Origin of the sequence: Bacillus sp. G1(2015b) (genome assembly GCF_001482475.1) — a bacterium.
Lineage (GTDB): Bacteria > Bacillota > Bacilli > Bacillales > Bacillaceae > Bacillus > Bacillus safensis.
Genome location: NZ_LKIC01000005.1, coordinates 43,246 through 55,907 on the forward strand (window position 1 = coordinate 43,246; position 12,662 = coordinate 55,907).

The window sequence follows — 12,662 nt, forward strand, 5'->3', positions numbered from 1 at the left end:
ACTCTTAATATCTATAATTAGTTCAAAAAAATCACATCTTGAAAAATGGATTTTTTTCTGTCTGCTCAATTTGGTTCGCAATATCAATTAACCGTTTTTGACTTAACGTCTCCTGCATTTTCGTTTCCACATCCTGCATGACTTGTTCAATCAAACAGCCATCATGAGGCATGAAGGAGTCATGATCTAAAGAGCAGCGAAATAAATTCGTTTGTCCCTCTACAGCCTGAATGACATCTAAAAATGAAATGTCTTCCTTTCGTTTGATAAGGGTGTATCCTCCCTTTGCACCAGGTGTTGATTCAATCAATCCCGCTTTCACAAGCTTTGTTAAAATTTTGGATAAATAGGTTGGTGAAAGATCTTGCATCTTAGCAAGTGGCTCAACGCCAATCGCTTTACCCTTTGGCGCCAGAGTTAAAAACACCATCGTATGCAGCGCATAGTTGGTCGCTTTAGAATATTTCATGAGGAAACTCCTTTCTATCTATTATAGATCTTTTATATCTACAATTGATCATAGATGATTCAAGAGAAAAAAGCAAGTGCTGTGGATCTGCTCCTCTTTTCATTCCACATTTCACATTTCCTTCCGATAATAGAAGTAAGCACGGAATAAAGTTTTGCTTGAAAACGAGAAGGAGTGAAGAAAAATGTCAGATCAACAGCACAATGCAGCACACGAAGAAGAAGAGGAATTTAACGTATACGACATGCTTCCGCCCGCAGGTACAATCATCGGAGAAGCAACAGAAGAAGAAATGGAAGCCGCAGCAGCACTTGAAGTGAGACATGTCGCGTTCATGCGCCTTCAAGATATGTACATTCAATTTGACGGCTCGTCTTACAAAGACTTATTAAAAGACTTTCAAGAATTCGAATTGGATTCCACAAAATTCTGGAGAGCCATCGCTAGACGTCTTCAAATTCCATACGAATGGCCAATCAGAATCGACCACGCAAACGGCCCTATTTATATTGGTGAAACTGAGGATAGCCGTGAGGTTGAGGAGAGTGCGGAGTAAGGAATGACGGGCCCCTTTTGGTAAGGGGTCTTTTCGTCTCCATCACAATAAATAAGCAATATGAGCACTGTCACGCCCATATTGCTTATTCTCCTGTTATGTTAATTCTGGCCAAAATGCTTGATTTGCCACAATTAAGTCGTCTAAAATATCTTTTGCTACTTTTGCACTCGGCACCGTTTTCGATAATGTGATGGCCTGCCATAGTTTTTGATAGGACCCTTCTTCAAATGCTTCTACTACTAATTTTTCTACGCCAACTTGCTGCTCCATGAGACTTTTTTGAAATCTAGGAATTTCTCCAACTACTAATTTTTCTGGACCATTGCTGCCAACGATACAAGGAATTTCGACCATTGCTGTTGGGTCAAAGTTTCTAATGGCGCCATTGTTCTCTACAATCATCAGCATCCGTTCTTTTTTATTAAAAGCAATGGCTCTTGCCAAATCAACGATATAGGAAGCGTGCTCATCAATGGTCAGCTTTGTTTCCTTTGCAGTTCCTTTATCAATGATGGCCTGACACTCACTAAAAACAAAAGCTTCCCGTCCCTCCATGACTTCATTGGCACGTGTGAATTCTATATTGGAATGTGCTACTTCTTCATCTGGAAATAGATAGTATTTCAAATACGTATTAGGGACCGTTTTTGGATCAAGCGCTTGAATATCTTTGGCCTTTTTTAATGTGCTGTTCCAACTCTTCTGCTGTTCTAGTTCAGATGTTCCATCTGTTGCATAACCATGCTGGCTTACATGCTTAATCACCTCAGGCATTAAGCTATTTCCTGATTTATCTCGAATATCTGTCCACCAGCCAAAGTGATTCAAACCATAGTAATCTACTTCTAGTTCTTTCCGTGAAGATAAGCCTAAATTTTTTGCAATTAATTCTTCGATGCCAATTGGCATATCACATATGTTTAAAATCTTAGAATTCGGTCTTAGCTTACGTGTTGCCTCTGCTACTATCGCTGCAGGGTTCGAATAGTTTAACATCCAAGCTTCAGGTGAGTATTTTTCCATATAATCGACAAGTTCTAATACACCTGGAATAGAACGCATTCCGTAAGCTATCCCGCCTGGACCGCATGTTTCCTGTCCGACAACTCCATGCTTCAATGGAATTTTCTCATCTAATTCACGCATTGCATATTTTCCGACACGAATATGTGCCATCACAAAATCGACTTGAGTAAACGCTTCTTCTGGGTCCGTGCTTGCCAGTAATCGTACTTCTGGTGCTCGTTCTTTTAACATAATCTCACATGCATCTGCAATCGTCTTTTGTCTAGCTTCATCATTATCATAGAGTTTAATTGTATGAATTGGGAACTCCTCTAAATAGTCTAGCAGCATCAAAATGATTCCCGGTGTAAATGTGCTTCCGCCTCCAGCAATGGTAATATTAAATCTTTTCATGATATCCAGCTCCTTTTTCAATCTAATGAAAGTTTAGTCTCAAAGGATTCTCTTACTTGCGGTACACTTAAGCCAACAATGATTTGAATGCTTTGACCACTCTTAGCCATGCCGTGTGCCAGTTTATTTTCTGTAAAGTAGTCCCTATCTTTCACCAAGCTAGGGTCAATCACTGTAATACGCAGTCGTGTGGCACAGTTTGTCACATCTTTAATGTTTTCTCTACCACCAAGGCCTTCTAAGAAATAAACGGCTTTCTCTTCATACTCTGATGCATAAACGGGTGATTCCTTTTTGTCATGAGCTTTTTTATGACTCTCATAATCTTGTTTTGTATATAGTCTCGTCTCCTCCTCATCTTTTCGTCCTGGTAATGGAATATCAAATTTCACAATCATCCATCTAAATATGACAAAATACAATGCAGTAAAGAGAAGTCCAATCATCGCTTGGATTAGATAAACCCCTCCATGATTTGAAGAGAGCGGAATCCAGTTCAATGCAGCTATTTCAATCAGCCCGGAACCCATCATTCCGACAACACCAAACATATTCATGATTGTCACCATGGTCGCTCCAAGAAGTGCATGTATGACAAATAAATAAGGCGCGAGAAATAGAAACGTAAATTCAAGCGGTTCTGTAATTCCCGCAAATATGGCTGTCAATGTGGCGGGTAATACCAATGCCAAAACCTTTTTTCTATTTTCCTTCGGTGTAGAAAAATACATGGCTAGAGCTATCCCTAAACAGCCGAACATCTTAATGTTCCCATGTAATAAAAATCCGTATGGATAAAGATCCTTCAAATCGGAAGTTGAGGACGCAAATTCATTTAAGTGAGCGATCCAATATGGTTTTAACCCCCCATTTACAGCCGCTGGACCAAACTCAAAAGGTGTATATATAAAATGGTGAAGTCCTGTTGGAATTAACACCCTTTCCAAGAAATGAAACAGCCAGACACCAATATAACCAGACTGTGCCATGAACCCTTGGAGAGATTGAATCCCCTGCTGAACATAGGGCCAGACAAACGCAACGGCAAAAGCAATAGGAATCATCACAAAGAATCCGATGATGACAACAAATACAAGCCCCTGGAAAATTCCAAGCATTTCAGGCAGCTTTTGATCATAAAAACGATTATGGATCCAAATGACGATTCCAGATATCATCACCGCACCAATGATACTTGTATCCAGCGTAGGTATACCCGCAATTTCTTTTACCCCCGCTACATTCTCAACACCTTGCGATAAATCAACACCAAAAGCAGACGGCCAAAGTGTCAAAATAGCATGAATATAATTGTTAAATACGAGATAAATCATCAAAGCTGCGAGCGTCGCACGGGCTTGCGCTTTTTTTGCAAGTGAGATAGGCAATCCAATCACAAAGGCTAATTCCATATGATTGAAAATCGTCCATCCTCCGCTTTCAATCAGTGTCCAAACCTTATACCACATCGTACCTTCTGCAGCCATTTCCCCCATAATCGCTGGATTCTTACATAAAGTCGCGAGGCCGACAACAATACCAAAAAACGCGAATAAAAGTACAGGAACTACCATAGCACTGCCAAACCGCTTGATTGCATTCATAAGCATTACCCCTTTGCTTGATCCATAACACCACTGTAAAGGCAGCGCTTACAAAAACCAATAGGTTTGACGTATTTAGAAATCAAGTTGTAACATTAGATTATATTTTCACAGGAAGAAAATATTTTCATGTTGGAGGGCACATCGCATGATACTGGACAAGCTGGTTAATGAATACTTCGAATATTTAAATAAGAATGACCTGCACATTATTAAAACGATCCATGATCATCTTGAAGAAATGAAGACAATGAAAATTCAGGACCTTGCCCGTTATGCTCATACTTCCATCTCATCCATCCATCGGCTTGCCAAGAAAATAGGGTTCGACGGCTATAGTGACTTAAAGTCTTATGTGAAATTAAATGCTTTCACTGAAGAGACAACACAAGATTTAATGCAGCTGCTTGATCAAGATATCCGGCAGACAAGAAAATATATGGAGCAGCTGGACTTTCATCAATTAAATCAACTGATAGATCGCGCACCGTATATTTATATTTATGGTACAGGAACTGCACAACTCGATTTGGCCAATGATGTACAGCGGCAGCTATGGTCACTGCATAAAAAATCTCAAGTATTACGAAGCAAGCGGGACTTAACAGATGGAATCATTGAATTTGGTGAGGATGACCTTTTATTTATCATTTCTTTATCGGGTGAATCGAAGAATTTAGATGAAATCATTCAATTGGTGAAAACGAGACATATCAAATTTATCAGCATGACCACATTAAGGAATAACCTCCTTGCACAAAATGCCATGTTTAACATCTATGTAAGCAGCACCCCGTTTCACTTATATAACAAAGTGGACAACTCCAGCTTTCTGCCATTTTACATTGTGGCAGATATTATCGTCAGAAAATTTAGTGAGTGGAAAGTGAAGCAATTGAATAATAGGACTTAAACATAACAGTTTTAGAGTAAAATGGTGGAAAGAATCCATATTGCTTCACAAAAAAAGAGAGACTCTTTTGTCTCTCTCAAAAAACACTGTATAACAGCGGATTTAATGAAATATATCTACTTGCGGCTGCCTTTTCCTATTCAGCAGTATAATGCCCAGCAAGCAGTTCATCAAACGAATCCGCTAATTTGAAATCCGTCTCATATTCTAGATCAAAGTAATGAACCGGCGGATGTTCCTTTGTTTCTCTGTAATCCAATGCAATCCACGTATGACCATCTCCACAAATGAGCACAAGTCCCTCAGGCAATTCCCATTCTTCTATTAAATAATCACTATCCATAATGCCTTCATTCTTGGCAATTCCTCTTAAATGATCAAATGACACATGATCCTCTGCCCATCCATTCGGCTGATCCGTGGGAAAAGCGTTATGCAGGGTATACCCGCCATTTTGTTCGAGAATCAGTTTTTTATATGTATCCGGCAAGATGACGCCTAGCTTTTTTTCCGCTTTTGCAATGCCTTTCTCATTGATTTTCTTAAATGTTTCATCGCTTTCACTGTCTTTATCCCAAAATGGTTTCAAATGAAATACCTCCAATTGTTATTTCTATCTCATTTTACCATTTAAGAGAACTAGTTTAATAGTCCTATTTAATAAAAAAAGAGAAGGGTTCCCCCTCCTCTTTTTGGTCATGATTGTTCTTGATTTCTCGCTTCAAATTCATCCAGCATGGCACGCACTTCATCTGTTGATGATGTATTCATTAATTGATTTCTTAAGAAACTCGCTCCTCTGAATCCTTTTACATAAATCTTAAAGAAACGGTGCAGTGCCTTGAATGGACGCAGACCTAGTGATGAGTATTGATCATGAAGATCAAGATGTAATCTTAAGAGACCAAGCAGTTCATCACTTGTATGTTCCTTCGGCTCTTTTTCAAAAGCAAATGGGTTATGGAAAATCCCGCGCCCAATCATCACGCCGTCCACTCCATACTGTTCAGCAAGCTTTAAGCCTGTTTGACGATCAGGAATATCACCATTGATTGTCAAAAGAGTATCAGGTGCTACTTCATCACGAAGTTTTTTGATCTCAGGAATGAGCTCCCAATGCGCATCCACCTGGCTCATTTCCTTTCTTGTGCGAAGGTGGATCGATAAGTTCACAATGTCTTGCTCCAAAATGTGTCTAAGCCATCCGCGCCATTCATCGACCTCAGTAAAACCAAGTCTTGTTTTCACGCTGACAGGTAATCCCCCAGCTTTTGCCGCTTGAATCAGCTCTGCGGCAACGTCTGGGCGAAGAATCAAGCCGCTGCCCTTCCCATTTTGTGTGACATTTGGGACAGGACAGCCCATATTAATATCAAGTCCCTGAAATCCTAACTCCGCCATTCCAATGCTCATCTGTCTAAAGTTCTCAGGCTTGTCTCCCCAAATATGAGCAACAATCGGCTGCTCATCCTCTGTAAACGTTAAACGCCCCTTCACACTTTGAATACCATCAGGGTGGCAATAACTCTCACTGTTCGTAAACTCTGTAAAAAACACATCCGGTCTCGCCGCCTCACTCACAACATGACGAAACACAACATCTGTCACTTCTTCCATTGGTGCTAATATAAAAAATGGCCGCGGTAAATCACGCCAGAAATTTTTACTCATCTTTCATCCAATTCCTCTCATGACATTGCGCCTAAAGGGCATGTCCTTCTATTATCATTATATACTTTAGTTAGGATTCAACGCAAAAGGAGCATAAAATGAACAATAACAAAATGCTATCAGCACTTTATAAAATATCAAAAATTTGAGGAGACGTAAACGCCTTTCAAAAGTGCTGCTGAGAAACGTGTCATTCAATGGGAGAAGGTAAGGCATTCGCCAAACTAATGAAAAAAACCTCAATTATTTCAAATTTGAAATCGACAAATATCACATTATACAAATAGCAAAAATACCAATCAACCTTAATATGGATATTATTATGATATTTGTTTATTTTATAGAAAGGAGTAATTATCTTATAGTAATAATACATAAAACAGTTCACTATGCTTTTATTAAAAGTTACTAAAACTATGGCAAATTCATTATTAATCTTCTCTAAATAAACAATAAGTACTAAATAGCACTTTTTTATGGAGGGTGATCATGTCTTTATCTTACGTTATTCTAATGACTTTTTTAGTACTCCTTTTAGTATCTATCATGCTCTATACATTTTTCAGAAAGAAAAACATTGTAGATGAAGCACCTGGCGCTTTTGCTGCCGTTCTTCTTATTTTACTAATATGTTTTTCCCTTAGTATTGTTATTGCGCTTCCAACTGTTATGCTTTTTCTAGTCTCATTGGGAGTGAATTTTCTATTCGGTGAATACATCACTTATGATTCATTATTTTATTTGATTACCTTTTCATTGTTAGTCAGCATCATCGTAGTTTTTTGGTCGTTTATAGTTTTATTTATAGGGAAAGGAATCACTTTTTTGTTGAAGATCCCAAAATGGATAACTTATATTTTAGAATTTTTTGCTTCGTGGGCGCTTATTTACTTCACGATTAAATATGTATTAAATTTAAAGTTAGTTGAAGTTTCAATATGGGGAAATGGTGCATTGATTTTATCTTTCTTTGTTAGTTTTTTATACATTGGACTTGATATCATATCCTCTGCGCTTGATCAAAAGAATCAGAACATAGAAGTAGAACCCCCTATCCATTAATGGAGAAGGGGGTTCTTTAATATTAGATATTTCAAACACCAAGCTGTTTTTAGTCTTTGAACCATATATGCCTTATAAGCTTCTTTAATCATAAGATTTTAATTAATTGATCTATAAGCCTTCATTTTCTTCCCAAGCAAGACTGAAAAGTCAAAAGTGATTTCAAATTTATTTTTGCTCAGAACTTGTTGGATAAGCTCTTCCGATGCTCCCCAAGACAAGGGGGTCATATGGATCAACTGTTTAATGTACTTACTTTCCATTGTTACACCGTACTGAACACGCTGGATGTCAACAAGATCAAAATTACGATTGAAAAGCTCTAATGTATTTTCATTTGAATATACAGTTCTATCTGTTTGATTGTAAAATATCTCTCTTAATTCTTGAAGGTACTTACTTTCAGGTATAACTTTTATAACCATTCCATCATCTGCAAGCATTCTATGGAACTCAGAATAGTTGGATGGAGATAATATATTCAATAAGAAATTGAATTGTTTATCAATTAATGGACACTTTGCGAGATCGGCTACGCACCAGATTGTTTTAGAAGGACTCCTTGAAGCAATATCGATTCCCTCTTTTGAGATATCAACACCTATTCCCAACAAGTTACATTGCGATTGTTCAATTATCCTTTGCTGTATCTTGGACAAATGTGAACCTTCACCGCATCCAGCATCTAATATTTTTATGGTATCACTCGTTGGTTTCAACTCTTCTAACATATTCTCACAAACCTGAGCAATCAACGGATCAAAAAAGCCGCTTTGGCTAAACATCTTTCTAGACTTAAACAGTTTTTTATCGTATTTTGTTTTAGGAGGATGAGACAATAAGTTAACATATCCTTGCTTAGATATATCAAAACAATGATGATTGTAACAAATTAAACTCCTTAAATTTACTACCTCAATTGGATTTGAACATATTGGACATCTAAAAATGTCTTCATACTCAGAGAGAAGACATGCGTTTGTCATTTTCCGATTGTTTTTAGACAAAATAAAAACACCTCATTCATTCGTATTTAGTAAATGAAAAAGGCACAGTTAAATAAACCCAGGTCATAGTTTTTTAAAAATGACGTGAGTATACATAGACTGTACCTTCCATTAACGTAAACGAATGAATTTGATGATCAAGAAAAACATCTCCTAATAAAAATGATTAAAGAAGAACGAACCCGCTCCATCTATTAGTATAAATCATGATGAACAGGTTTGTATACATCGCAATGCTTTTCAACTACCGAACTTCCAAGGCAAAAAACGACCACCGTCAACGACACGGCAAGGAAAGGTTAGTTCCTAAGTTAAACTTTTAGGCGATCATACCTTCAACACCGATGCTGTTTATTTTCACAGGAAATCTCTAAAACGGATTCCTTCACAGACTAATTGATCGCATTGATATTAAATCAGTTGGGAGTCCTAGAATCTTTTACAGACTCTCGGACTCTCCTGCTTATTCTTTACTTCTAACTAACAATGCACAGCACTCCACATGACTCGTATGCGGAAACATATCCACCGGCTGCACTTCCTCCGTCACATACCCGCCATCTTCAAGAATGCGCAAATCACGAGCAAGCGTCCCTGGGTTACAGGAGACGTAAACAACACGGTTTGGTTTCATCTTTAAAATGGTGTCAAGCAGTGCTTCGTCACAGCCTTTTCTTGGCGGATCGACGACGAGGGTGTCTGCTTTGATGCCTTCTTTGTACCAGTTTGGGATGACGGTTTCTGCTTCGCCGACTGCAAATTCAACATTATTGATTGCGTTTAAGGCAGCGTTTCGTTTTGCGTCTTCAATCGCTTCTGGCACAATTTCTACGCCATATACTCTTCCTGCTTTTTGTGCGAGAAATAAGGAAATCGTACCGATTCCGCAGTAGGCATCGATGACGGTTTCTTCGCCTTGCAGCTCTGCATATTCAAGCGCCTTGTCGTAAAGTACCTTTGTTTGAGCTGGATTCACTTGATAAAACGAGCGGGCTGAAATGGCAAATTTGATGTCGCCAATCGTGTCATAAATGTATTCTTCACCCCATAAAACGGTTGTTTCGTCTCCGAAAATGACATTTGTTTTCTTTGAATTCACGTTTTGTACAATTGACCGAACGTGTGGGAAGCGTGCTATAATCTGCTCAATCACCTGCTGCTTTTGCGGAAAATCAGCCGTTCTAGTAACAAACACAACCATCATTTCACCTGTTGCAATACCGTAGCGAACCATCACATGACGCAGCCAGCCTTTGTGCCGCTCTTCGTTATATGCTTTGATGCCAAACGCATTGCATATGTCTTTTACGGCCTGTACCACTTCGTCGTTTTCTGACTGCTGAATCAAACATTTTTCCATATCAATGATTTCATGGGTACGCTGTTGATAAAATCCTGCAACAAGTCCGCCTTCGCGTTCGCCAACTGGCACTTGCGCTTTGTTTCGGTAATTCCAAGGGTCTTCCATGCCGAGTACAGGATGAACTTTTACACGGCTCATATCAAGCTTGCCGATCCGCTCTAAAACGTCCTTTACTTGTTTTTGTTTAAATAGCAGCTGGCCTTCATAGCTCATATGCTGAATTTGACAGCCGCCGCACTGCTTGTAAATGGGACATGGCGCATCTTGCCTGTGCTGACTTTCCTTTGTCAGCTCCATGAGTCGTCCAAAAGCAAATCCTTTTTTGACTCGTGTGACTTTGATTTGCCCTTGTTCGTCAGGAAGGGCATTTGGTACAAAGACAGGGAATCCTTCAATTTTTGCTACACCTGCACCTTCATGCGTTAAGTCTTCGAAGGTTACATTGTAGTATTCATTCTTTTGAACAGGCGGTTTCATTTTCACCAATTTTATCACCTCATTTGCAAAGAAAAACTTGGCCGCCATAAGGAACCAAGTTCAGTCTTCACCCTATTTTTTCAGCTGTTGCTTTTGGCACAATAAATTCAATATGGCGATACAGGTTTTCAAATTCACCTGGCAGCATGCCGCCGTATTCACCATCTAAATTCAATTGCATTTTATCTTTTACATCTACCTTTACGCGATTCGCTTTTGCGTAGATGACATTGTTATCATGAATATGCTCGCCTCTGAGAGCAAGGCTGACTACTCGAATGGCTTCTGCTAGATTGACCTTCTTTAGAATAATCAGGTCAAACATCCCATCATCTAAAATGGAATCTGGCGCTAGTTTTTCAAAGCCGCCTACTGAGTTTGTGAGTGAAACAAGGAACAGCATGATTTCTCCATGAAACAATTTGCCGTCATATTCAATTTCGACTTCTGTCGGGCGGATAGATGGAAGCATCTCCATGCCTTTTAAATAATAAGCAAGCTGTCCAAGCATGGTCTTCAGCTTACTAGGCACCTCATAGGTGAGCTCTGTTAACCGGCCGCCGCCAGCAATATTAATAAAATAATGGCCATTGACTTTACCGATATCAAGCGGCTTCGCTACACCCTCAATAATGGCATCTGTCGCTTTCAAAACACCTTCTCGTGGGATTCCAAGTGCTCTTGCGAAATCATTTGTCGTTCCAACTGGAATAATTCCTAGTTTTGGTCTTTTTTCAAGCGGTGCTAGTCCGTTGACGACTTCATTGATCGTGCCGTCTCCACCTGCTGCTACAATTAAATCAAAATCTCTCTGTGCGGCTTTTTCTGCTGCTTGCGTGGCATCTCCTGCACATGTCGTCGCATGACAAGAAGTTTCATAGCCAGCTTGTTCAAATTTTTGCAAAACCTGCGGTAAATTCTTCTTGAAGAGTTCACGCCCAGATGTCGGATTGTATATAATTCGAGCACGTTTCATTCATCATCATCCTATATTCATTATGCAATCTATTTTCACCACTAACAACCTTTAATTATACTATGAGATTTGAAAATGGCAACAAAACAACCACCTAATATGTAAAATCTCCAAGCTCATTTCCCTCAGTAAGAAAGCATTCTGATAAGATAAAAGAAAACGCTGTAAAGGATGATATGCGATGAAAAAGCCTGTCTATTTTAATCATGACGGCGGTGTTGATGACCTCGTCTCTTTATTTCTTCTCCTTCAAATGGAACATTTGAAAGTCATCGGAATGTCTGTGATTCCTGCTGATTGTTATTTAGAGCCTGCTCTCAGTGCATCTCAAAAAATCATTGATCGATTCAGCCCTTATAAAATTGAAGTCGCTGCTTCAACTTCTAGAGGCGTCAATCCATTTCCGAAGGAGTGGCGTATGCATGCTTTCTATGTAGATGCTTTGCCAATTTTAAATGAAAAAGGCAATGTTGATACAAAGGTGTCCAAGCTGCCAGCACACCTTCATCTGATTGAAACAGTTAAGAAGGCAAAAGAACCTGTCACCCTGCTCTTTACTGGTCCGCTCACAGATCTTGCACGAGCTTTAGAAGAAGATCCTTCAATCTCTAACAAAATTGAGAAATTGGTGTGGATGGGCGGCACGTTCCTTGAAAAAGGCAATGTTGAAGAACCCGAGCATGACGGGACAGCAGAATGGAATGCATTTTGGGATCCTTATGCTGTGAGCACTGTCTTTCAGGAACCGTTTCCTATTGAAATGGTCGCACTTGAAAGTACAAATCAAGTCCCGCTTACACTTGATGTACGTCAGCGCTGGGCTTCTCTTCGTTCTCATATTGGAATAGATTTTATCGGACAGTGCTACGCCTTTTGTCCGCCGCTCATTCATCATGAAACCAATTCGACGTATTACTTATGGGACGTGCTGACGACCATTACTCTTGCTTCTACATCATTTACCCGTTCAAAAGAAGTGAATGCGGTCGTTTATACCGAGACGCCAAAGCAAGGACGGACAGAAGAACATCCAGATGGAAAATCAATTCAAGTGATTGACCATGTCGATCGTGGTGCCTTTTTCCACGCATTTGAAGAACTTATGAGAAAAGCTGTTTGCCAGATTTCAAAATAAAAAAAGC

At 39.3% G+C, this 12,662-nt stretch carries 11 protein-coding genes and 1 pseudogene; 4 read left to right on the forward strand and 8 right to left on the reverse strand.

What is annotated here, in order from left to right; translation table 11 throughout:
- Nucleotides 1-31: 31 nt before the first annotated feature.
- Nucleotides 32-469 (reverse strand): Rrf2 family transcriptional regulator, encoded by a 438-nt coding sequence (locus tag AMR95_RS05890; RefSeq protein ID WP_047204221.1) that lies wholly within the window; start codon nucleotides 467-469, stop codon nucleotides 32-34.
- Nucleotides 470-653: 184 nt separating this feature from the next.
- On the opposite strand from AMR95_RS05890, the gene AMR95_RS05895 reads away from it, so the two are divergent.
- Nucleotides 654-1,025 (forward strand): hypothetical protein, encoded by a 372-nt coding sequence (locus tag AMR95_RS05895; protein ID WP_039177014.1) that lies wholly within the window; start codon nucleotides 654-656, stop codon nucleotides 1,023-1,025.
- Nucleotides 1,026-1,121: 96 nt separating this feature from the next.
- Here AMR95_RS05895 and AMR95_RS05900 read toward each other — a convergent pair whose 3' ends face one another.
- Both AMR95_RS05900 and AMR95_RS05905 read right to left on the reverse strand, forming a co-directional pair.
- Entirely contained in the window at nucleotides 1,122-2,447 is a 1,326-nt protein-coding gene (locus tag AMR95_RS05900; protein WP_058837826.1) for a 6-phospho-alpha-glucosidase, read from the reverse strand.
- Between the two features lie 17 nt (nucleotides 2,448-2,464).
- A complete protein-coding gene (locus AMR95_RS05905; RefSeq protein ID WP_058837827.1) occupies nucleotides 2,465-4,051 on the reverse strand; it encodes an alpha-glucoside-specific PTS transporter subunit IIBC in 1,587 nt (528 codons plus the stop codon).
- Nucleotides 4,052-4,199: 148 nt separating this feature from the next.
- On the opposite strand from AMR95_RS05905, the gene AMR95_RS05910 reads away from it, so the two are divergent.
- Entirely contained in the window at nucleotides 4,200-4,964 is a 765-nt protein-coding gene (locus AMR95_RS05910; protein WP_058837828.1) for a MurR/RpiR family transcriptional regulator, read from the forward strand.
- Nucleotides 4,965-5,103: 139 nt separating this feature from the next.
- Here AMR95_RS05910 and AMR95_RS05915 read toward each other — a convergent pair.
- Nucleotides 5,104-5,553, reverse strand: a pseudogene (locus AMR95_RS05915) (SMI1/KNR4 family protein); the annotation flags it as partial.
- 107 nt (nucleotides 5,554-5,660) lie between these two features.
- Nucleotides 5,661-6,635, reverse strand: coding sequence for a tRNA dihydrouridine synthase (locus AMR95_RS05920; protein WP_017366774.1), 975 nt, complete (start codon nucleotides 6,633-6,635; stop codon nucleotides 5,661-5,663).
- Nucleotides 6,636-7,124: 489 nt separating this feature from the next.
- Between AMR95_RS05920 and AMR95_RS05925 the strand changes: the two genes are divergently transcribed.
- Nucleotides 7,125-7,697 carry a hypothetical protein gene (locus tag AMR95_RS05925; protein WP_058837829.1) on the forward strand — a complete coding sequence of 191 codons (573 nt, stop codon included), beginning with the start codon at nucleotides 7,125-7,127 and terminating at the stop codon, nucleotides 7,695-7,697.
- A gap of 98 nt (nucleotides 7,698-7,795) precedes the next feature.
- Here the strand turns inward: AMR95_RS05925 and AMR95_RS05930 are convergent, their stop codons facing one another.
- From AMR95_RS05930 to AMR95_RS05940, 3 genes are all read right to left on the reverse strand, one after another.
- A complete protein-coding gene (locus AMR95_RS05930) occupies nucleotides 7,796-8,704 on the reverse strand; it encodes a putative RNA methyltransferase (protein ID WP_231746869.1) in 909 nt (302 codons plus the stop codon).
- A 463-nt stretch (nucleotides 8,705-9,167) separates the two neighbouring features.
- The gene (gene rlmD / locus AMR95_RS05935; RefSeq protein ID WP_058837880.1) at nucleotides 9,168-10,550 is read right to left on the reverse strand and encodes a 23S rRNA (uracil(1939)-C(5))-methyltransferase RlmD; all 1,383 of its coding nucleotides are present in this window, start codon (nucleotides 10,548-10,550) and stop codon (nucleotides 9,168-9,170) included.
- Nucleotides 10,551-10,611: 61 nt separating this feature from the next.
- The gene (locus AMR95_RS05940) at nucleotides 10,612-11,520 is read right to left on the reverse strand and encodes a diacylglycerol kinase (RefSeq protein ID WP_024424554.1); all 909 of its coding nucleotides are present in this window, start codon (nucleotides 11,518-11,520) and stop codon (nucleotides 10,612-10,614) included.
- 181 nt (nucleotides 11,521-11,701) lie between these two features.
- Here AMR95_RS05940 and AMR95_RS05945 point away from each other — a divergent pair, with 181 nt between their 5' ends.
- A complete protein-coding gene (locus tag AMR95_RS05945) occupies nucleotides 11,702-12,655 on the forward strand; it encodes a nucleoside hydrolase (protein WP_058837830.1) in 954 nt (317 codons plus the stop codon).
- Nucleotides 12,656-12,662: the final 7 nt, after the last annotated feature.

Bases quoted from the DNA above. Each gene is read 5' to 3' on its own strand.
- AMR95_RS05890 (WP_047204221.1), bottom strand. From the start codon at position 469: ATGAAATATTCTAAAGCGACCAACTATGCGCTGCATACGATGGTGTTT.
- AMR95_RS05895 (WP_039177014.1), top strand. From the start codon at position 654: ATGTCAGATCAACAGCACAATGCAGCACACGAAGAAGAAGAGGAATTT.
- AMR95_RS05900 (WP_058837826.1), bottom strand. From the start codon at position 2,447: ATGAAAAGATTTAATATTACCATTGCTGGAGGCGGAAGCACATTTACA.
- AMR95_RS05905 (WP_058837827.1), bottom strand. From the start codon at position 4,051: ATGAATGCAATCAAGCGGTTTGGCAGTGCTATGGTAGTTCCTGTACTT.
- AMR95_RS05910 (WP_058837828.1), top strand. From the start codon at position 4,200: ATGATACTGGACAAGCTGGTTAATGAATACTTCGAATATTTAAATAAG.
- AMR95_RS05920 (WP_017366774.1), bottom strand. From the start codon at position 6,635: ATGAGTAAAAATTTCTGGCGTGATTTACCGCGGCCATTTTTTATATTA.
- AMR95_RS05925 (WP_058837829.1), top strand. From the start codon at position 7,125: ATGTCTTTATCTTACGTTATTCTAATGACTTTTTTAGTACTCCTTTTA.
- AMR95_RS05940 (WP_024424554.1), bottom strand. From the start codon at position 11,520: ATGAAACGTGCTCGAATTATATACAATCCGACATCTGGGCGTGAACTC.
- AMR95_RS05945 (WP_058837830.1), top strand. From the start codon at position 11,702: ATGAAAAAGCCTGTCTATTTTAATCATGACGGCGGTGTTGATGACCTC.